General features: G+C 63.7%; 19 protein-coding genes and 1 pseudogene. 12 read left to right on the forward strand and 8 right to left on the reverse strand.

Features of this window, described 5'->3' with window-relative positions:
- Positions 1-111: 111 nt before the first annotated feature.
- Positions 112-588 carry a serine protease inhibitor ecotin gene (gene eco / locus ACN8M7_RS11585; protein WP_490260860.1) on the forward strand — a complete coding sequence of 159 codons (477 nt, stop codon included), beginning with the start codon at positions 112-114 and terminating at the stop codon, positions 586-588.
- Positions 589-775: 187 nt separating this feature from the next.
- Complete coding sequence (locus ACN8M7_RS11590) at positions 776-1,597, forward strand: HDOD domain-containing protein (protein ID WP_061237814.1); 822 nt, start codon at positions 776-778, stop codon at positions 1,595-1,597.
- Between the two features lie 83 nt (positions 1,598-1,680).
- On the opposite strand, the gene ACN8M7_RS11595 is transcribed toward ACN8M7_RS11590, so the two are convergent.
- Positions 1,681-2,325, reverse strand: coding sequence for a YecA/YgfB family protein (locus tag ACN8M7_RS11595; RefSeq protein ID WP_490260861.1), 645 nt, complete (start codon positions 2,323-2,325; stop codon positions 1,681-1,683).
- Between the two features lie 154 nt (positions 2,326-2,479).
- On the opposite strand from ACN8M7_RS11595, the gene ACN8M7_RS11600 reads away from it, so the two are divergent.
- Together ACN8M7_RS11600 and ACN8M7_RS11605 are read left to right on the forward strand one after the other, a co-directional pair.
- The gene (locus ACN8M7_RS11600; protein WP_490260862.1) at positions 2,480-4,489 is read left to right on the forward strand and encodes a peptidase U32 family protein; all 2,010 of its coding nucleotides are present in this window, start codon (positions 2,480-2,482) and stop codon (positions 4,487-4,489) included.
- 97 nt (positions 4,490-4,586) lie between these two features.
- Positions 4,587-5,786 (forward strand): hypothetical protein, encoded by a 1,200-nt coding sequence (locus tag ACN8M7_RS11605; RefSeq protein ID WP_490261015.1) that lies wholly within the window; start codon positions 4,587-4,589, stop codon positions 5,784-5,786.
- A gap of 8 nt (positions 5,787-5,794) precedes the next feature.
- On the opposite strand, the gene ACN8M7_RS11610 is transcribed toward ACN8M7_RS11605, so the two are convergent.
- A complete protein-coding gene (locus ACN8M7_RS11610; RefSeq protein WP_490260863.1) occupies positions 5,795-6,274 on the reverse strand; it encodes a DUF2938 domain-containing protein in 480 nt (159 codons plus the stop codon).
- A gap of 73 nt (positions 6,275-6,347) precedes the next feature.
- Between ACN8M7_RS11610 and ACN8M7_RS11615 the strand changes: the two genes are divergently transcribed.
- Positions 6,348-6,782: a helix-turn-helix domain-containing protein gene (locus ACN8M7_RS11615; protein WP_490260864.1), complete on the forward strand. Its 435-nt coding sequence runs from the start codon at positions 6,348-6,350 to the stop codon at positions 6,780-6,782.
- A 248-nt stretch (positions 6,783-7,030) separates the two neighbouring features.
- Here the strand turns inward: ACN8M7_RS11615 and ACN8M7_RS11620 are convergent, their stop codons facing one another.
- A complete protein-coding gene (locus ACN8M7_RS11620) occupies positions 7,031-7,327 on the reverse strand; it encodes a putative quinol monooxygenase (RefSeq protein WP_061237809.1) in 297 nt (98 codons plus the stop codon).
- A 152-nt stretch (positions 7,328-7,479) separates the two neighbouring features.
- Between ACN8M7_RS11620 and mdaB the strand changes: the two genes are divergently transcribed.
- Entirely contained in the window at positions 7,480-8,067 is a 588-nt protein-coding gene (gene mdaB, locus ACN8M7_RS11625; protein WP_490260865.1) for an NADPH:quinone oxidoreductase MdaB, read from the forward strand.
- A 9-nt stretch (positions 8,068-8,076) separates the two neighbouring features.
- Here the strand turns inward: mdaB and ACN8M7_RS11630 are convergent, their stop codons facing one another.
- Positions 8,077-8,937, reverse strand: a complete 861-nt coding sequence (locus ACN8M7_RS11630) for a CAP domain-containing protein (RefSeq protein WP_490260866.1) — start codon at positions 8,935-8,937, stop codon at positions 8,077-8,079.
- A gap of 185 nt (positions 8,938-9,122) precedes the next feature.
- Between ACN8M7_RS11630 and ACN8M7_RS11635 the strand changes: the two genes are divergently transcribed.
- Positions 9,123-10,163: a GGDEF domain-containing protein gene (locus ACN8M7_RS11635; protein ID WP_490260867.1), complete on the forward strand. Its 1,041-nt coding sequence runs from the start codon at positions 9,123-9,125 to the stop codon at positions 10,161-10,163.
- A gap of 11 nt (positions 10,164-10,174) precedes the next feature.
- Here the strand turns inward: ACN8M7_RS11635 and ACN8M7_RS11640 are convergent, their stop codons facing one another.
- Together ACN8M7_RS11640 and ACN8M7_RS11645 are read right to left on the reverse strand one after the other, a co-directional pair.
- On the reverse strand, positions 10,175-10,624 hold the full coding sequence (locus tag ACN8M7_RS11640; protein ID WP_490260868.1) for a hypothetical protein: 450 nt from the start codon (positions 10,622-10,624) through the stop codon (positions 10,175-10,177).
- A gap of 135 nt (positions 10,625-10,759) precedes the next feature.
- Complete coding sequence (locus ACN8M7_RS11645) at positions 10,760-11,101, reverse strand: hypothetical protein (RefSeq protein WP_061237804.1); 342 nt, start codon at positions 11,099-11,101, stop codon at positions 10,760-10,762.
- Positions 11,102-11,268: 167 nt separating this feature from the next.
- Between ACN8M7_RS11645 and ACN8M7_RS11650 the strand changes: the two genes are divergently transcribed.
- The 3 genes and pseudogenes from ACN8M7_RS11650 to ACN8M7_RS11660 all read left to right on the forward strand — a co-directional run.
- Positions 11,269-11,550 carry a peptidylprolyl isomerase gene (locus ACN8M7_RS11650; protein ID WP_003462270.1) on the forward strand — a complete coding sequence of 94 codons (282 nt, stop codon included), beginning with the start codon at positions 11,269-11,271 and terminating at the stop codon, positions 11,548-11,550.
- A gap of 88 nt (positions 11,551-11,638) precedes the next feature.
- Positions 11,639-13,165 carry a GGDEF domain-containing protein gene (locus ACN8M7_RS11655; protein ID WP_490260869.1) on the forward strand — a complete coding sequence of 509 codons (1,527 nt, stop codon included), beginning with the start codon at positions 11,639-11,641 and terminating at the stop codon, positions 13,163-13,165.
- Between the two features lie 309 nt (positions 13,166-13,474).
- A pseudogene (locus tag ACN8M7_RS11660) lies at positions 13,475-13,660 on the forward strand (DUF1003 domain-containing protein); the annotation flags it as partial.
- 111 nt (positions 13,661-13,771) lie between these two features.
- Here the strand turns inward: ACN8M7_RS11660 and ACN8M7_RS11665 are convergent.
- The gene (locus tag ACN8M7_RS11665) at positions 13,772-14,665 is read right to left on the reverse strand and encodes an EamA family transporter (protein ID WP_061237801.1); all 894 of its coding nucleotides are present in this window, start codon (positions 14,663-14,665) and stop codon (positions 13,772-13,774) included.
- Between the two features lie 139 nt (positions 14,666-14,804).
- Here ACN8M7_RS11665 and ACN8M7_RS11670 point away from each other — a divergent pair, with 139 nt between their 5' ends.
- Positions 14,805-15,539: a sulfite exporter TauE/SafE family protein gene (locus ACN8M7_RS11670; protein ID WP_490260870.1), complete on the forward strand. Its 735-nt coding sequence runs from the start codon at positions 14,805-14,807 to the stop codon at positions 15,537-15,539.
- A gap of 13 nt (positions 15,540-15,552) precedes the next feature.
- Here the strand turns inward: ACN8M7_RS11670 and ACN8M7_RS11675 are convergent, their stop codons facing one another.
- Positions 15,553-16,593, reverse strand: a complete 1,041-nt coding sequence (locus ACN8M7_RS11675) for a DUF1176 domain-containing protein (RefSeq protein ID WP_490260871.1) — start codon at positions 16,591-16,593, stop codon at positions 15,553-15,555.
- A 370-nt stretch (positions 16,594-16,963) separates the two neighbouring features.
- On the opposite strand from ACN8M7_RS11675, the gene ACN8M7_RS11680 reads away from it, so the two are divergent.
- A complete protein-coding gene (locus ACN8M7_RS11680; protein WP_269451513.1) occupies positions 16,964-17,098 on the forward strand; it encodes a hypothetical protein in 135 nt (44 codons plus the stop codon).
- The last annotated feature ends 84 nt before the right edge of the window (positions 17,099-17,182 follow it).

Here is a 17,182-nt window from a genome sequence, read left to right on the forward strand (position 1 = left end):
GGCTTGAAAGGCACAGGAACTTGGCCTATCCACAAAGGTCTGTGCTGCGCTGCCGATCCGGCGGCTTCCCAACAACGGACGACCCACAAGGTCTTTCAGCAAGGAACCCTCATGAACCGACTCAAACTGCCGCTGCTCTCCCTCGTCTGCGCCCTGCCGCTGGCCGCCTGCGCTGCCACGCCCGAGGCGCTCAAGCCCTACCCTGCCGCTGCCGACGGCTACAGCCGCCACGTGATCGAGCTGCCGGCACAGGCCAACGAAGCCGAGCACAAGGTGGAGATCATCGCCGGCAAGACTCTGGAAGTGGACTGCAATCAGCAACGCCTGGGCGGCCAGTGGCAGGAAAAAACCGTGGAAGGCTGGGGCTATAACTACTACGAACTGAGCCAGGTCGGCCCGGCCATGAGTACCCTGATGGCCTGCCCGGATGGCAGCCGCAAACCGGCGTTCGTGCGCGTCGGCGGTGAGCCGCAACTGGTGCGCTACAACAGCAAGTTGCCGCTGGTGATCTACGCACCGAAGGATATCGAGGTGCGCTACCGGGTGTGGTCCGCCGCTGCAGAGACCAGCGCGGCGCCACGCCAGTAAGGCTATAGCTACAAGCACCAGCCCCCTTCCCGGCTGGTGCTCTGGTGTGCCTGTTCTAAGCCGGTAGCACGACGAAAAAGGCTCTAACAAGCGGCTGCGAGACTGGCTGCGACCGCAGGCGCGACTATGCTCAAAGAGCACTTTCTCACCGGGCGCGAGCGCCGCGCCCGTAGCTATCGGAGCCAACATGGATATTGACAGTCTCTTTGCCCAGATTCACACACTGCCGAGCATTCCGAAGGTCGCGCAGGAGCTGATCCAGCAGTTCGACAACCCCTCCTCCAGCCTGGAAAGCGTGGCACGCAACATCGAGCGCGACCCGGTTATCGCCGCCAAGGTACTGCGCCTGGCCAACTCGCCCCGTTTTCGCGGCGCGCGTGAAGCCGTAAGCGTCGAGGACGCAGCCATGCGCCTGGGATTCAACACCCTGCGCACGCTGGTGCTGGCTTCGGCGATGACGGGCGCATTCAAGGTCGATACCGGCTTCGACCTCAAGGGCTTCTGGATTCACAGCTTCCGGGTGGCCAGCATCGCCCGCAGCCTGGCCAAGCAACTGAAGCTGGACACGGACGCCGCCTTCACCTGCGGCATGATGCATAACATCGGCGAGCTGCTGATCCAGACTGGCGCACCGGATTTTGCCCGGCGCATGAACCGCCATCCGAAGCGCGAGGCCGCGGCACAGGCCGCCGAGGAAACCCTGCAACTGGGTTTCGGCTACCCGGAAGTGGGCGCCGAACTGGCACGCCGCTGGCAACTGCCAGCGCTGATCCAGCATGCCATCGCCTACCAGGCGCGCCCAAGCCAGGCGCCCAGCGACGGTCATTACGCAAGGCTGATGGCGCAGTCGGTGATCATTGCGGAAACCATCGAACTCGATGGTGTCAGCGAACAGGCGCAGCAGAGCCTGGAAGGCCCATTGTTCGAGGAGGTCGACCTGGCCACGCTGTTCGAAGCCTTGCCAGCCGTGCTGGAGGCGGACAAGGCGTTTGCCGAGTTGCTTGGCTGAGCAGCGGCCCCAATGGCTTGAACTGACGCAGCCGGCCGACTGAGGTAGCGACCCTCAGCCGGCCGGTACCGGCGAAGATGCTGTCAGCGCATGCAGCACTGCTTGTACTTCTTGCCACTGCCGCAACTGCACGGGTCGTTACGCCCCACCTTGGCATCGTCACGACGTACCGGCAGCACCGGCTCCAGGTTCTGTTGCCAGTATTGGTAAAGCTCGACAGCCGCCGGTTCGAGCAGTGCCGTGCTGGCATCGTACTCGGCGTCGGACATGGCCTTGAGCGTCGCGCTGCCGCTCTCATCACCGTGCAGGGTGATCAGCGCCCGGGCTGCTGCCACTGACTCGGGCAACGCTGCCTCCAGCCAGCCGGCCACCGCGGCACCGCGCAGGTAACCCGCGCACCACTCGGAGACGATCAGCTTCTCACCCTTGCCGTTGCCGTCGGCGAGGAAGATTGCCTCGTAGTCGTCCGGCTCCTCGCTGAGCATGTAGGTGGCTTCGCTCATCAGCTCGATAGCCAGCTTCATGAAGCGCTCGCCATCCTTGTCGCTCGGCCACTGCGGCGGCTGGTCGGCCCAGATCGCCGAGTACCAGACGGCCGGGGCGACCTGGCGCGGGGCGGAGACGATGGCGGCGAAGTAGCCATCCAGCTCGCTGGCGGACAGGATCGAGTCATCGTTGCCGTACTTGAGCAGCCACTGATCAAGCTTCTCCAACCCTCTGTTATCCATCGCCACACCTCCCCTGAAAAAGGGCGCTACTGTCCCACAGATGAGGCGCTGCAAACAGCCCGAGCCGCCGTCCGGCATATCACGGATGCCCCGTGCCCCCAGGCCCGCTACAATGCGCAGCTTGCCCGTGCCCAGCCTGATAAAAGAAACCACCATGTCCCTGCCCAAACACCATCTGGAACTGCTCAGCCCTGCCCGCGATGTCGAGATCGCCCGCGAGGCCATCCTGCATGGCGCCGACGCCATCTACATCGGCGGCCCGAGCTTCGGCGCGCGGCACAATGCCTGCAACGAGGTGAGCGAGATCGCCAGGCTGGTGGAATTCGCCCGGCGCTACCACGCGCGGGTGTTCACCACCATCAACACCATCTTGCATGACGACGAGCTGGAGCCGGCGCGCGCGCTGATCCATCAGCTCTACGACGCAGGCGTGGATGCGCTGATCGTGCAAGACATGGGGGTGATGGAGCTGGATATTCCGCCCATCGAGCTGCATGCCAGCACCCAGACCGACATTCGCACCCTGGCCCGCGCCAAGTTTCTCGACCAGGCCGGCTTCTCCCAGCTGGTGCTGGCGCGCGAGCTGAACCTGCAGGAAATCCGCGCCATCGCCGATGAAACCGATGCGGCCATCGAGTTCTTCATCCACGGTGCGCTGTGCGTGGCCTTCTCCGGCCAGTGCAACATTTCCCACGCGCAGACCGGGCGCAGCGCCAACCGTGGCGACTGCTCGCAGGCCTGCCGCCTGCCCTACACCCTCAAGGATGAGAAAGGCGGCGTGATCGCCTACGAGAAACATCTGCTGTCGATGAAGGACAACAACCAGAGCGCCAACCTGCGCGCCCTGGTCGAGGCCGGCGTGCGCTCGTTCAAGATCGAGGGCCGCTACAAGGATGTGGCCTACGTAAAGAACATCACCGCCCACTACCGCCGCGAGCTCGACGCCATCCTCGAAGATCGCCCGGACCTGGCTCGCGCCTCCAGCGGCCGCACCGCGCACTTCTTCGTGCCCGACCCGGACAAGACCTTCCACCGCGGCAGCACCGACTACTTCGTCACCGAGCGCAAGGTGGACATCGGCGCCTTCGACTCGCCAACGTTCACCGGGCTCGCTGTTGGCGTTGTCGAGAAAGTGAACAAGCGCGACCTGATCGCCGTCACCCATGAGCCGCTGTCCAACGGCGACGGCCTCAACGTGCTGGTCAAGCGCGAGGTGGCGGGTTTTCGCGCCAACATCGCCGAACTCAAAGGCGAGTTCGACGAAGATGGCGAGAAGCGCTACCGCTACCGCGTCGAGCCCAACGAGATGCCCGAAGGGCTCTTCCGCCTGCGCCCGAACCATCCGCTGTCGCGCAACCTCGACCACAACTGGCAGCAGGCGCTGCAACGCACCAGCGCCGAACGCCGCATCGGCGTCAGCTGGCTGGCCGAGCTGCGTGAAGAAGCCCTCAAGCTCACCGCCACCAGCGAGGAAGGCATCAGCGTCGAAGTCGCCCTGCCCGGCCCGTTCGGCGTGGCCAACAAGCCGGAGCAGGCACTCGATGGCCTGCGCGACCTGCTGACCCAGCTCGGCACCACCATCTACCACGCTCAAAGCGTCAGCCTCGACGCGCCGCAAGCGCTGTTCGTGCCCAACTCGCAGCTCAAGGCGCTGCGCCGCGACGCCATCGAAGCGCTGACCGCAGCCCGTGTCGCCGCCCACCCGCGCGGCAGCCGCAAGGCCGAGAGCGCCCCGGCGCCGGTATACCCGGAATCGCACCTGAGCTTCCTCTACAACGTCTACAACCAGAAGGCCCGCGACTTCTACCATCGCCATGGCGTGCAGTTGATCGACGCGGCCTACGAGGCGCACGAAGAAGAAGGCGAAGTGCCGGTGATGATCACCAAGCACTGCCTGCGCTTCTCCTTCAACCTGTGCCCGAAACAGGCCAAGGGCGTGACCGGCGTGAAGACCAAGGTTGCGCCGATGCAGCTGGTGCACGGTGATGAAGTGCTGACCCTGAAGTTCGACTGCAAGCCGTGCGAGATGCACGTGATCGGCAAGATGAAGGGCCACATCCTCGACCTGCCGCAGCCGGGCAGCGCGGTGACCCAGGTGGTCGGCCAGATCAGCCCGGACGACCTGCTCAAGACCATTCGCAAGCCCAGCGGCTATTCGCACTGATTCACCGCCCGCGCCCGCATGCTTTTGGCGGCGGGTGCATGGCGCCTGAATGGGCGCCCTCGAACCCTTGACCACCGGAGGTCCGCGAGTGACCGCGATGATCGTGCTGACGCTGCTGCTGGTAGCGGCCCTGCTGTTCTGGCCACGCGTCGCCAAGGCACCGATGTGGCGCGCCACCGTGACCCCGCTGGCTTCGATCATCGGCAGCGGCTTTCTCATCCTCGGCCCGGTGATGCTGGTCAACTTCGGCAGTTGGGCGCCACTGGCCATGCTCGCCCTGTGCGCCCTGGGCTACGCCTTCGGCAGCGCCATGCGCTTCAACATCCGCTACCTGGGCGACCAGCCACAAGGGCGCGGCACGGCGCTGCAGAATGCGGGCGAGCGCCTGTCATCCTGGGTACTGGCGTTCGCCTATTTCATCTCGGTGGCTTATTACCTCAACCTCTTCGGTGCCTTTGCCGCGCGCATCGTCGATGTGCGTGGCGGCACGCTGCCCAAGGTCATCACCACGGTGATCTACCTGCTGATCCTGGCCGCCGGTTACCTGCGTGGGTTCAGCGTGATGGAGCGCCTGGAAAAATTCTCGGTGAGCCTGAAACTGGCAATCATCGCCAGCCTGCTCGCCGGCCTCGCCGTGCATACCGCGTATCAGGATCTGGCCAGCTCACTGACCTACAGCCCGGCCAGTGCACAGGGCACGCTGGCGTTGCAGCTGCTGCTGGGCCTGATCGTCACCGTGCAGGGTTTCGAGACCTCGCGTTACCTCGGCCAGCACTACGACGCCGCCATGCGCGTGCGTTCGATGCGCCACGCGCAGTGGCTCGCCAGCGCCATCTACCTGCTCTACGCTGCCCTGCTGACGCTGAGCTTCCACCAGCAGAAGATGACCCTCGACGAGACCGCGATCATCGACCTGATGGGCGTGGTCGCCGTGGTACTGCCGCCGCTGCTGATCGCCGCCGCTCTCAGTGCCCAGTTCAGCGCTGCCGTCGCCGACACCAGCGCCTCGGGTGGGCTGATCAACGAACTCAGTGGCCAACGCCTGCGCGCCCGCCACGGCTATGTGCTGCTGACCCTCATCGGCCTGCTGCTGACCTGGCTGTTCGATGTCTTCGAAATCATCAGCCAAGCCTCGCGCGCCTTCGCCCTGTACTACGGCATGCAAGCGCTGCTGGCCGCCGCGCGAGCCGCCCAGGCGCCGGCCAGCGCCCGACGCAACCTGCAGATCACCGGCTTCAGCCTGCTCGGCCTGATCGGCCTGGCGGCGGTGGTGTTCAGCATTCCGGTCGAGGGCTGAGTACGGCGTCAATCCAGCCAGGCCAGTACCGCTCCACTCAGGTACAGGCCCAGGCCGAACACCAGGTGCGTCAACAGCGCGCGCTGGCGCACCAGCCAGGGCTTGGGCGCAAGCCTGGCGGCGATGCCCATGCCGAACGCCGGCTGCATCAGCAGCAGCGGCGCGGCCATCGTGAGCACTCCGAAGGCCAGCGCAGGCAGCAACGCCGGACGCTGCAGCCAGGCCTGACCGACCCAGGCCAAGAAGGCAGCGGCGAACAGCAGCCCGGTCAGGTAGTGAAAGCCCCACCCCAGCAGACGCTCGCCGCGCAGCGGCGGCGCCTTGGCAATCGCCGCATGGCGGAACTGGCCATGGCGCATATGCCCCAGCCAGCGCCCGACCCAGCCATAGTCCAGCGCGGCGATAGCGAACCAGCGTCGCCTCAGCAGCGCCCACAGATCCATGAGCAGTGTCGCGCCGATACCCAGCACAATGATTTCGACTACCATGACCACCTCCATCCAATATTGCTGAAATGCCTGCAACACAAGGCTGCCAGCTAAAGTCGACTTGAGGTCAAGGATGAAAGAGCTGGATATCAGCAAGGTCGCGCGCTGGTCGGGTCTACCGGCCTCGACCCTGCGTTACTACGAAGAGAAAGGGCTGATCCGCTCCATTGGCCGCAATGGTTTGAAGCGGGTCTTCGCCGAGTCGGTGTTGCAGCGCCTGTCGCTGATCGCACTCGGACGCACGGCGGGCTTCTCACTGGATGACATCGCCGAGATGCTGACCGCCGAAGGTGACCCCGCCATCGACCGTGAGCGCCTTCAGCACAAGGCCGAGCAGCTGGATCAGACCATCCGTCGTCTGTCCGCCATTCGCGACGGGCTGCGCCATGCGGCGCTGTGCCCAGCCGACAACCACCTGGACTGCCCGACCTTTCAACGCCTGATGGGCATGGCCAGCAAGCAGGTCAGCCGACACAGACCGGCGCCGGCCGTTCCCGAGCAGGGTTGAGCGGCCGCAGCATTCAGGGCACCAAAAACTACCTGCGTTGCCAACGCGGCGGCAAAAACAGGCTCATGCGCGAGCCCGATCAAAATGCTCATTTACAACACGTAAAGTCGAACGCGACTCCGAGCGTTTTTCGCCTGTTATTGCGGGGCCGCCACCGGTATTGCGTTGGCTGCCTCGGCTCGGGCTTCCTGCTTCGCTCTACCTCCTGCATCCTTGCAGTCGTCGCCTACGTTGTTAGCGGCGCCCATTCATGGGGCCGGGCTGAGCATCTCGATCTGGCGAATCTCGAAATCACGGCGCAGGTAATCCATGCGCTTGTCATGGAAGTCGCGCATATGCGGCAGCGCCGTGTGCTCGGCCAGCGCCGCCGGTGATGCCCACACCTCGTAGAAGATGAACAGCGTCGGGTCCTGCGCGTCGCGCAGCATGTGGTATTCGATGCAGCCAGGCTCGGCGCGGCTGGGTTCGACATAGGCGCGAAACAGTTGCTCGAAGGCCTCGGCCCGCTCGGGCTTGGTGTGGGCATGAAGGATGAAGCCGTGCATGGGCAGGTTCCTCAGCGGGGGAAGAGGCCTCACCTTAACGCAGCATTCAGCGCGACTTTCATGACTTTAAGTCAATAATGATTTGACCGTTCCGGGGTGTTTCGCCCGCGCAGGGCCCGATAACCTGCCGCCACATTTTCTGGAGAACCCCGATGAAAAAGATCCTCCTGATCAACGGCGGCAAAGCCTTCGCCCACTCTCACGGCCAATACAACACCACCTTGCATGACGCGGCACTGGCCTTCCTCGACCGAGCCGGCTGCGACGTCAAGACCACCTTCATCGACGGTGGCTACGACGCTGAAGAAGAAGTGCAGAAGGTCCTCTGGGCAGACGTGGTGATCTATCAGATGCCCGGCTGGTGGATGGGCGCCCCCTGGACGGTAAAGAAGTACCTCGACGAGGTATTCACCGTCGGCCACGGCAGCCTTTACGCCAACGACGGCCGCACCCGCTCCGATGCATCGCAGAAGTACGGCAGTGGCGGGCTGATTCAGGGCAAGCAGTACATGCTGTCACTGACCTGGAACGCCCCGCTGCAGGCCTTCGAAGATCCGAGCGACTTCTTCGAAGGCAAGGGCGTGGACGCGGTGTACTTCCCGTTCCACAAGGCCAACGAATTTCTCGGCATGACCGGCCTGCCCACCTTCATCTGCAATGACGTGATGAAAGTGCCGAACATCGAGCACGACGTGGCGCGCTACGAGCAGCACCTGGCGAAGGTGTTCGGCGTCGCCTGAGGCGAGTGCTCACTGCCCGCCAAACAGCGCCGTCCAGTAGATCCCCGCATCGCTCTGCGGATCGTTGGCATAGGCGGCGCCTAGCTCGCTGAACTCCGGGTTCATGATGTTGGCGCAGTGCCCGGAGCTGGCCAGCCAGCCCTCGACCACCTTGGCAGTGGTATCCAGCGCGGCGGCGATGTTCTCCCCCACCTTGGTGCCGCTGTAGCCCGCCAGTTCGGCCCGGTCACCCGGCGTCAGGCCATCAGGCCCCTGGTGAGCGAAGAAGTTGCCGTTGGCCATGGCCCGGCTGTGGCTCTCGGCGGCGCTGCCCAGCTCGTCGTTCCATACCAGTGGCGCAGTGGCAGCAAAGCGCTGATCCCCACATTGGCGCGCCTCGGCGCGGGCCGAGTTGATCAGCAGCAGCAGACTTTCCCCCTCGGTCTGCCAGGTTTGCAGACGCCCACTGAGCAGCGGACGAGCCAGTACGATGCGCCAGTCGCGATCATGCTGACTGACGCCTATGTCGATGAACTGCGGATCGAGCAGCACGCGGCAGAAGCTCTCGCTCAGTGCCTGCATCGCAGCCTGGGCATTGCGCGGCCCGGAGAGCGTGATGGCCTGTACGTTGACCAGCGGATAACCGGCGGCGCTCAGCGAGTCCTGCAGATCACCGGTGCCATTGGCGGGCAGTATCAGGCGCGGGTCGTTGCTCAGCGGCGGCAGTGGCTCGGAGGCCTGCACGCCACAGCGCTGCACCTCCGCGCGATAGGCGTTGATCGTTTCGATCAGTGCCTGATCCTCGGCAGCCTGCGCCGCCCCCCAGACGCCCAGCAACAGCAGCGCCATCAGGCAGCGCGGCCATCCCCAGTTGCTCATTGTTGTTGTCATACAGCCCTCTCCCAACTAACGTCGTGATTCTGACGCATTACCCGGCGCAAGATCACCGCCGGCTTCCTAGTCCCGTCGAACGTCCGCGCACACTGGCATCGCGGACGAACGGCAGGGTTCCTGCATGACGCCATCTATCGTCATCACACAACTTGCGCACTCGCTCTTCCAGCTCGAGAACATTGATGCCCGGTTACCTCGCAAAGACCGAACAACATCGCCGCCAGGTCCTCAAGGCATTGCTATGGATCACCTTGAGCGGCGGTTTGTTCTTCTCGGTGGTCAATCTGCTGCACGACAACTGGCTGTTGGCCGGTCTGGAAATCGCCTACGCCGGTGTGTCGCTGTATCTACTGAACATCATCGATAGAACGCGCAACCTGCAGCTATTGACCGCGATTTACCTGCTGCCGTTCTTCAGCATCATGATTGTGGCGCTGGCTCAGACCACCACAACCTTCGCGGTGTTCGCCTGGATACAGACAATTCCGATCATCTGCTATCTGCTGCTGGGGCTGCGCCTGGGAATGTACGGCTCGATTCTGTTCGTCGGCATCGGCCTGTTCGTGTTCAGCCGACGGTTTTCCTCCGACGAACTCCTGGCAAACGTGGAGATCGTCGCCAATCTCGGCCTGTCCAGTCTGGCGGTGATGATCTTCGCCCATATCTATGAACGCAGCCGTCTGCTCAACGAGAAGCACCTGACCGAGCAGGCCACCACCGATGCCCTGACCGGGCTGCCGAACCGGCTGAAGCTGGCCGAGGTGTTCGAGCGCGAACGCGCCCACACGCTGCGCAGTGGCAAGCCTCTGGCGCTGGTGTTCATCGACATCGATCACTTCAAGCAGATCAACGACCGTTTCGGTCACGACGTCGGCGATCGTGCCCTGGCTCACTTCGCCAAGGTGCTGGCACAGCGCCTGCGCATCAATGATCTGTTCTGTCGCCTGGGCGGCGAGGAGTTCGCTGTGCTGCTGCCGGGCAGCACGGCGTGGCAGGCTCGCGACATTGCCGAGAGCCTGCGCGAGCGCCTGGCTGCGCAGCCGCTGAGCGTGGATGACAGCCCACTGCAGATGACCTTGAGCGCTGGCGTCGCCTGTTTCGGGGTGGACGGGCAATCACTGGACGAGCTGATGCTGGCAGCGGACAGACGCACCTATGCGGCGAAACGCGCCGGGCGCAACCGGGTGATCAGCCGTGAGAACATGCAACCGGCCCTGGGCTGAACGGGCATGAGTCAGGCGTAAACGCTGAGCCCGCCCTTCTCCTGCAGCCACTGGCGGTAGGTTTCCAGCGAGTCGGTCTGCTTATCACCGTTATGGCCGGCGATCACGACGCTGCCATCCATGCCGGCATCCACCATCTTCTGCACCTGCGCCAGCAGTTTGGCGGCATCGTCGCGATCGAGCTGCATCACGTCAGGCAACTGAATCACCGAAGGTTGCGCTGGCTGGCTGTCAGCATTGCGCTGCACGGCTTGACTGGAGCCCGATGCACCGCCATTCATGGCGCGCAACAGCCCGCCTTCGCTGCGCGCCACCACCTGCTGGGCAAAACGACGCAGATCGGCAATCGGATCCTGACCGGCCTGCCCTTCTGCTCCCGCACTGTTCGACGCCGACCGATTGTTGAGCTGACTGCCGTAGTAGCTGAGCATGGCAGGCATGCTGTTGTTGATGCTGGTCATGGAGCCTCCGTGAAGTCCGTTTGCCTCATGCAAAGCAGATTCCGGGCCAGCCGCTGCAGACCAGTGATGACGGGCTTTGCTCACACCGCTGCGGCATGGACTTGCCACCCCGAGGCAAGGTGTTGCCTGCCACGCTCAACCCAGTTGATCGACCATGACCGCGTTGCTGTAGATCAGGCAGCCATCTTCGGCGCTGTAACCGAGCAGATGAAACTGGCCACGTGCTTGTTCACCGCCGATGTACACGCGCCACTTGCATTCGCTGAGCGCCCCGAAGCCGTCCGGCATGACCAACTCCAGCGCCTGCGTGTCGGCGTCGATCATCATGTCGCGGATTCCACTGCGCTGAAGCTCCTCCTCGGCCTGCTCAAGGCGCAGGTGCTCGGCCTCGCTGACATGGAAGCGCAGGGTACCGATGGGAATGGATTTGCTGTCGTCATCGGCTTTGCGCCAACCGTCGATGCTCAGAGTGTTCATCTGCAAGTCTCCTCAGTCAGGCCTGAGTTCAGGGCAAATGCCCGCCTACAGAAGTTGGGACAAGCCAGGTACAGAAACGACTCCTGACAGATGGACGAACGGCCTACCGTTTGCTTGTCGAAGCGATTGCGCTAGGCTCTGCACCTTCACTTAAAGGAGGTACTCCCATGGCCCGCGCCACCGCCCGCCACATCCTGGTTGCCAGCGAAGACAAGTGCAACGAACTGAAAGCCGCCATCGAAGGCGGTGCCGACTTCGCCCAGTTGGCCAAAGACAATTCCTCCTGCCCGTCCGGCCGCAGCGGCGGCGACCTCGGTTCGTTCGGCCCGGGCCAGATGGTCAAGGAATTCGACACCGTGGTCTTCAGTGCGCCGGTCGGCGTGGTGCAAGGTCCGGTCAAGACCCAGTTCGGCTACCACCTGCTGGAAGTCACCAGCCGTCAGGACTGATGGCCGATGATGGAAGGGCCGCCAGCGCGGCCCTTCTTGTCCCAAGCCTTTTTTCGATACTCCTGCAGTAGGGCTCTGGGTTTCAGCCATGAAACGCGGTATTCGGCTCACCTCCATTCTGCTGGTATTCATTTGCCTGTCGCTGGCGTTGCTCACCGCCTGGCAGGTCTGGTTCTCTCGTGAGCGCGCGTTGCATGAACTGAACGTCGCCAACCTCAACCTGGTCCAGGCACTGGACAACTACACGGAAGGGGTCATCCGGCAATCCGAACTGGTACTGATCGAGCTGAGCGATCGTCTGCAGAACGGCCTGGCGATGCAGCAACCAGAGCGCCTGCGGGCCTTGCTGCAGAAGCAGAGAGCAGTGCTCGGCCTGGCCAATGCAATCATCATCTATGACCCACAGGGCAATCGCCTGCTGTCATCGCCCCGGCCTCCCGAGCAAAGCCCCAACGCCGCTGATCGCGCCTTTTTCCTTCATCACCGCGCCGATCCCTCTACCGACACGTACATTGGCCCCACCATCAAAAGCCGTATCACCGGAGACTGGGTCTTCACGGTAAGCCGGCGGCTGAACGACAGTGACGGGCATTTCGCTGGCGTGGTTGCGGTGACATTGGATGTCGAGCATTTTCTGAGTTTCTTCGGCAGTCTGGACCTCGGCGAGCACGGCTCCATGAGCCTGTCCACCGGCGACGCCAAGCTGCTGTTTCGCCAACCCTTCCGTGAGCAGGATGTCGGCATGGACTGGTCCGACTCGCCCGTCCTGCAACTGCTGCGCGACCATCACGAAGCGACCTCCGAACAGACCTCACGCATCGACGGGGTCAAGCGTGTCTACGCCTTTCGTCGCAACGATCGCCTGCCGCTGATCACCATCGTCGCGCTCAGCCGCGAGGATGCCCTCGCTCCCTGGCGCCACGATGCCCAGCTGTTCACTGGCCTGATTCTGCTGTTGCTGATCGCCGTCGGGGGCATCGGCCAGAGCCTTATCGTCGATATCCGCCGCCGCTCGCGCACCGAGCGCCAGTTGTTGCTTGCTCAGGAAGAGCTGCTCGACGCCAACTCGCGACTGGAAGTGCTCGCCTCGCAGGACAGCCTGACCGGCCTGGCCAACCGCCGCAGTTTCGACCAGACCCTGGAAGTGGAGATCCGCCGAGCGCAGCGCCGGGGCTCGTCACTGTCACTGCTGCTGTTCGATATCGATCTGTTCAAGCGCTACAACGACCGCTACGGCCATGTCGCCGGCGATGACTGCCTGCGCACGGTGGCGGCGCTGCTCAAGCAGTGCGTGCGCCGACCAGGCGATCTGGCCGCGCGCTATGGCGGCGAGGAACTGGCGGTGATCCTGCCGAACACCACGGGCGAAGGTGCCGAGGCCGTGGCACTGGGCTTCATGCAGGCGTTGGAGCAGCGCCACCTGGCTCATGAAGCGAGCCCTTTCGCACGCGTCACCGTCAGCGCCGGCGTGGCCAATCTCACGCCTGACCAGCAAGACAGCTCGGTACTGGCGCTGGCATTGATCGAAGCAGCCGATCAGGCGCTGTATCGGGCCAAGAGTAAGGGCCGCAACCGCATGGAAAGCACCGAGGCTGATAGCGAACATCGGAGATGACAAGCGGTCTGAAGCGGTTCAGCATCGCCTCAACGTCTCTGCCTCGGATAAATGGCCACGATGAGCAACAACACCGCACACCCACTGCAACAACTCGCCCAGCACCTGCTTGGCAAAGCCATTCACGAACTCGAGCCGGAAGAAAGCCATGTGCTCGAACAGATCCGCCAGCGCCGCCCTATCAGTCGCGACGTGGCCGATGTTTCGGACCAACAGTCGAGCTTCGGTGAGCGGCTCTCGGACAAGGTCGCCGCAGTCGGCGGCTCCTGGACCTTCATCATCAGCTTCGGGCTGATCATGCTCGGCTGGATGCTGATCAACACCGACGTGCTGTCGCACTTCGGCATGGCCTTCGACCCCTACCCGTACATCTTTCTCAACCTGATGCTGTCGACCCTGGCCGCGATCCAGGCGCCGATCATCATGATGAGCCAGAACCGCCAGGCGGCGAAGGATCGCCTGGCCGCGAGTCTGGACTTCGAGGTGAACCTGCGCGCCGAACTGGAAATCATGCGCCTGCACGAGAAGATCGACCAACGCATCCAGCAACGCCTGGATCAGATCCTCGAACGCCTACCGGAAAAAAAACGCAGGACTGAACAGCCCTTACGGCAGCGTCGCCGCGCGCTGCCGCCAACTATCGAGCAAACGCCCGCCCCAGACGTTGATCAACAACCCGGCCATGACCAGCGCGGCGCCGACCATCTGCAATGCACCAAGGCGCTCGCCCAACAGAAGCGCCGAAGAACTGATGCCCACCACCGGCACCAGCAGCGAGAACGGTGCCACCTGGCTGGCCGGGTAGCGCGACAACAGGCGGCTCCATAGCCCGTAACCGAGAATGGTCGCGCCGAATGCCAGGTAGGCCAGCACCAGCAGCGAGTCCAGGCTGAGCGTGCGCAGCGAGTGGCTGATCAACTCCGGCCCCTCCAGCCATAGCGACAATGCCAGGAACGGTAGCGGCGGGATCAGGCTGCCCCAGACCACCAGGCCAACCAGGTTGACCTTGCCCAGCTTGCGCGTGACCACATTGCCCAGCGCCCACATCGACGCGGCGGCGATGGTCAGGGCGAAACCGGCCAGGGTCATCGCCTGCCCGCCCTGCAAACCGATCAGTACAAGACCGCTGGCCGCCACCAGCAGGCCGAACAGGTTGCTGCCTCGCAGCCGTTCGCCGAGAAACAGCGCGGCGAAGAACAGGGTGAAGAAGGCCTGCGACTGCAGCACCAGCGAAGCCAGGCCGGCCGGCATGCCGACGTACATGGCATAGAAGAGAAAGGCGAACTGCCCCAGGGAAATGGTCATGCCATAGGCCAGCATCCAGCGCAGCGGCACTTGTGGCCGACGCACGAAGAGGATCGCCGGGAACGCCGCGAGCATGAAGCGCAGCGCGCCCATCAGCAGCGGCGGCATGCCGTGCAGGCCGATCTTGATGACCACGAAGTTCAGCCCCCAGACGACGATCACCAGCAGTGCCAGCAGCAGATCCTTGGGTGACATGAGCACGAGCCTCGCATTGAGTGAGCGGGCATTAGAGCAGCCTCGCGCGGCAGCAGACAGACACAGACGCCGAGGAAAAAAGCCACACAGCAGTAAGCGACTGCTAACCTGCGCGCCTCTGCATCGTTACTGCACATTCATGACCCTGCACGACTTTCTCCTGTTCGCCCTGCCGGCGGTGTTTCTCACCGGACTGTCCAAGGGCGGCTTCGGTGGCGCCCTGGGTGGCATCGCTGTGCCGCTGCTGGCACTGGCCACCTCACCGAAACAGGCAGTGGCGGTGATGCTGCCGATTCTCTGCCTGGCCGATGTGGTGGGCCTGAAGGCCTACTGGGGCAAATGGGATAGCGCCAACCTCAAGGTCATGCTGCCCGGCGCGGTGATCGGCATTGCCATCGGCTCGCTGACTTTCGGTTTGTTCGACGAACGCGCCATCGGCCTGCTGATCGGGGGGATCGCCATCGTCTTCATCGGGCTTGGGCTGGTGATTGGCAACCAGGCGCCGCGACCGCTGCACAAGGGCCGTGGCACGCTGCTGTCGAGCCTGGCCGGATTCACCAGTTTCGTCGCCCACGCCGGCGGCCCGCCGGTGATGATGCACCTGATGCCACAGCAACTGGACAAGGTCCGCTTCGTCGCCACGATCAACCTGTTCTTCCTGCTGACCAATGCCGCGAAGCTGTTTCCCTACGCGGCTCTGGGCCAGTTCACCCAGGAAAACCTGCTGCTCAGCCTGATGCTCGCGCCCATCGTGCCGCTGGGTGTATGGAGCGGCCTGTGGCTGCAGTCACGGGTCAACCACCTGTGGTTCTACCGCATCGCCCGGCTGGGCATTCTGCTGGCAGGCATCCAGCTGATCTGGCGCTACCTCTGACCCGTGCTCTCGCTCAAGGCTCGGCTACGCGCCACAGCTGCGGCCACTCGCCGGGGTTGCCGCCGGCACAGCGCCCCATGAAGCTGAACGAGGCCAGTCGAAAACGCTCACCGTCGAAGCGCCAACTGCCGGTCTCGCCGCAGTCGGCAATTCCGCGCCCCTTGTACAGATAGGCCAGCTCACCGGTATCGGGGCTGTAACTCACCCATCCGGACAATCCGCCATGCCCCAACGGTAGCGGATCGAGCTGCAGATCCCGCTGCGCATGTGGCCGCTGACGATCCACGCGATACACCGCGAAATCGCAGTTGTAGGCCGCGCACCAGGTACGAATGATCACCAGCGCCTCGCGCTCGTTGAGGGCGAAGGCCTCGGCCTCCGGCTCGTCGTCCATTTCTTCCTCGATCCAGGCGTCACGCGTCTGCGCCATCACGGCCTCAGCAATGCTCCGACTCTCGGCCTCCGACAGCGGCGTGGTACCCGGATAGGCAGGCAGATGCGCTGCCGGCGCTGCAGACGGCACCTCGCTGTCCGGCCGCGGCCCCGGGCGGTACAACGCACTGCGGGTAGCGACCCGGCCCTGGACGGCATCCATCAGCAGCAAGGCGGCGGAAAGCCCACTGAGCGACACCACAGCGTCGGATTCGCGCTCCGCCGGCATGCTTAACTGCTCGCCATTGCGCAACTCGGCCAACAGCGCCTGCGCATCGGCGCCCTCGGCCAGCAGCAGCGTCTCGTCGTTCTGTTGCAACCGGTGCAAGGCCTTGGCGTTCGCCAGCGCTTTGCCGTCGAGCAACAGCGGCGCGAAACCCCGCTGCTCGACATCACGCACATACAGCTTCACCGGCGCCTGCGCACCAGCGTCACGCTGCAGGTGCAAAGCCAAAGGGGTGTATTCGAAACCGTCACGGGCGCTCAGCGCCTGGCAACCGCGCTGGTTGTCGCAGGCCACCACCCAATCCTTGATTTCCCGGTACAACGGCACCTGTTCGGCGGCTGCCTGGGCAATCCCCGTGACCAGCATCAACCCGGTGATCAGCGCCCAACGCGACATGAGCAACTCCTTCTGACGAATGCGCAGGGCCGCCATGTTCCTGCGCCCGGCCAAGTCAGGCAAGCGTCGTCAGAGATCAAGCAGCTCGCGCGCCGCTGCCGTGGCTCCGAGCGCACAGGTTGTAGGCAGTGATGGCATCGAAGGCCTGGAAGCAACTGTCGCGAGGCCAGCACGGCGCCCACCTCGACAGCCGCCTCGACCGCTGAACAAGCCACCCAAATATCGACCGGCGCTTGGCCACAACCTGTTACTCTCCAGCGACTATGCTTCATACAGCGCATGCGCTTTGCAGACGGCCCGGTGGCCGAGGAGGTGGTAGTGACCAGTACGTATACGTCCAGTCCATGATCCATTTTCCGGAGTAACCACCATGAGCAAGAGCCAAGATTCACACAAGGAAAGCAAGAAGAAGCCGCAGAAGACCGCGCATGAAAAACGCGAAGCCAAGCGATCGAAGAAACAGGGCCATACCACCCTGTTGGGCAGTCATTCTCCCCTCGCCTGACCTGCGCTTTGCCCCGGCACAGCCCTCCTGTGCCGGGTTCTACCTCCCGTCGACGGAAATTGCAGGTGCCGTTGAGCGCGCAAG

The sequence above is a fragment of the Pseudomonas spartinae genome, from assembly GCF_965197125.1.
Taxonomy (GTDB): domain Bacteria; phylum Pseudomonadota; class Gammaproteobacteria; order Pseudomonadales; family Pseudomonadaceae; genus Aquipseudomonas; species Aquipseudomonas composti_A.

Excerpts from the sequence above, each read along its gene's own strand:
- eco (WP_490260860.1), top strand. The coding sequence starts at position 112 with ATGAACCGACTCAAACTGCCGCTGCTCTCCCTCGTCTGCGCCCTGCCG.
- ACN8M7_RS11590 (WP_061237814.1), top strand. The coding sequence starts at position 776 with ATGGATATTGACAGTCTCTTTGCCCAGATTCACACACTGCCGAGCATT.
- ACN8M7_RS11595 (WP_490260861.1), bottom strand. The coding sequence starts at position 2,325 with ATGGATAACAGAGGGTTGGAGAAGCTTGATCAGTGGCTGCTCAAGTAC.
- ACN8M7_RS11600 (WP_490260862.1), top strand. The coding sequence starts at position 2,480 with ATGTCCCTGCCCAAACACCATCTGGAACTGCTCAGCCCTGCCCGCGAT.
- ACN8M7_RS11605 (WP_490261015.1), top strand. The coding sequence starts at position 4,587 with ATGATCGTGCTGACGCTGCTGCTGGTAGCGGCCCTGCTGTTCTGGCCA.
- ACN8M7_RS11610 (WP_490260863.1), bottom strand. The coding sequence starts at position 6,274 with ATGGTAGTCGAAATCATTGTGCTGGGTATCGGCGCGACACTGCTCATG.
- ACN8M7_RS11615 (WP_490260864.1), top strand. The coding sequence starts at position 6,348 with ATGAAAGAGCTGGATATCAGCAAGGTCGCGCGCTGGTCGGGTCTACCG.
- ACN8M7_RS11620 (WP_061237809.1), bottom strand. The coding sequence starts at position 7,327 with ATGCACGGCTTCATCCTTCATGCCCACACCAAGCCCGAGCGGGCCGAG.
- mdaB (WP_490260865.1), top strand. The coding sequence starts at position 7,480 with ATGAAAAAGATCCTCCTGATCAACGGCGGCAAAGCCTTCGCCCACTCT.
- ACN8M7_RS11630 (WP_490260866.1), bottom strand. The coding sequence starts at position 8,937 with ATGACAACAACAATGAGCAACTGGGGATGGCCGCGCTGCCTGATGGCG.
- ACN8M7_RS11635 (WP_490260867.1), top strand. The coding sequence starts at position 9,123 with ATGCCCGGTTACCTCGCAAAGACCGAACAACATCGCCGCCAGGTCCTC.
- ACN8M7_RS11640 (WP_490260868.1), bottom strand. The coding sequence starts at position 10,624 with ATGACCAGCATCAACAACAGCATGCCTGCCATGCTCAGCTACTACGGC.
- ACN8M7_RS11645 (WP_061237804.1), bottom strand. The coding sequence starts at position 11,101 with ATGAACACTCTGAGCATCGACGGTTGGCGCAAAGCCGATGACGACAGC.
- ACN8M7_RS11650 (WP_003462270.1), top strand. The coding sequence starts at position 11,269 with ATGGCCCGCGCCACCGCCCGCCACATCCTGGTTGCCAGCGAAGACAAG.
- ACN8M7_RS11655 (WP_490260869.1), top strand. The coding sequence starts at position 11,639 with ATGAAACGCGGTATTCGGCTCACCTCCATTCTGCTGGTATTCATTTGC.
- ACN8M7_RS11665 (WP_061237801.1), bottom strand. The coding sequence starts at position 14,665 with ATGTCACCCAAGGATCTGCTGCTGGCACTGCTGGTGATCGTCGTCTGG.
- ACN8M7_RS11670 (WP_490260870.1), top strand. The coding sequence starts at position 14,805 with ATGACCCTGCACGACTTTCTCCTGTTCGCCCTGCCGGCGGTGTTTCTC.
- ACN8M7_RS11675 (WP_490260871.1), bottom strand. The coding sequence starts at position 16,593 with ATGTCGCGTTGGGCGCTGATCACCGGGTTGATGCTGGTCACGGGGATT.
- ACN8M7_RS11680 (WP_269451513.1), top strand. The coding sequence starts at position 16,964 with ATGAGCAAGAGCCAAGATTCACACAAGGAAAGCAAGAAGAAGCCGCAG.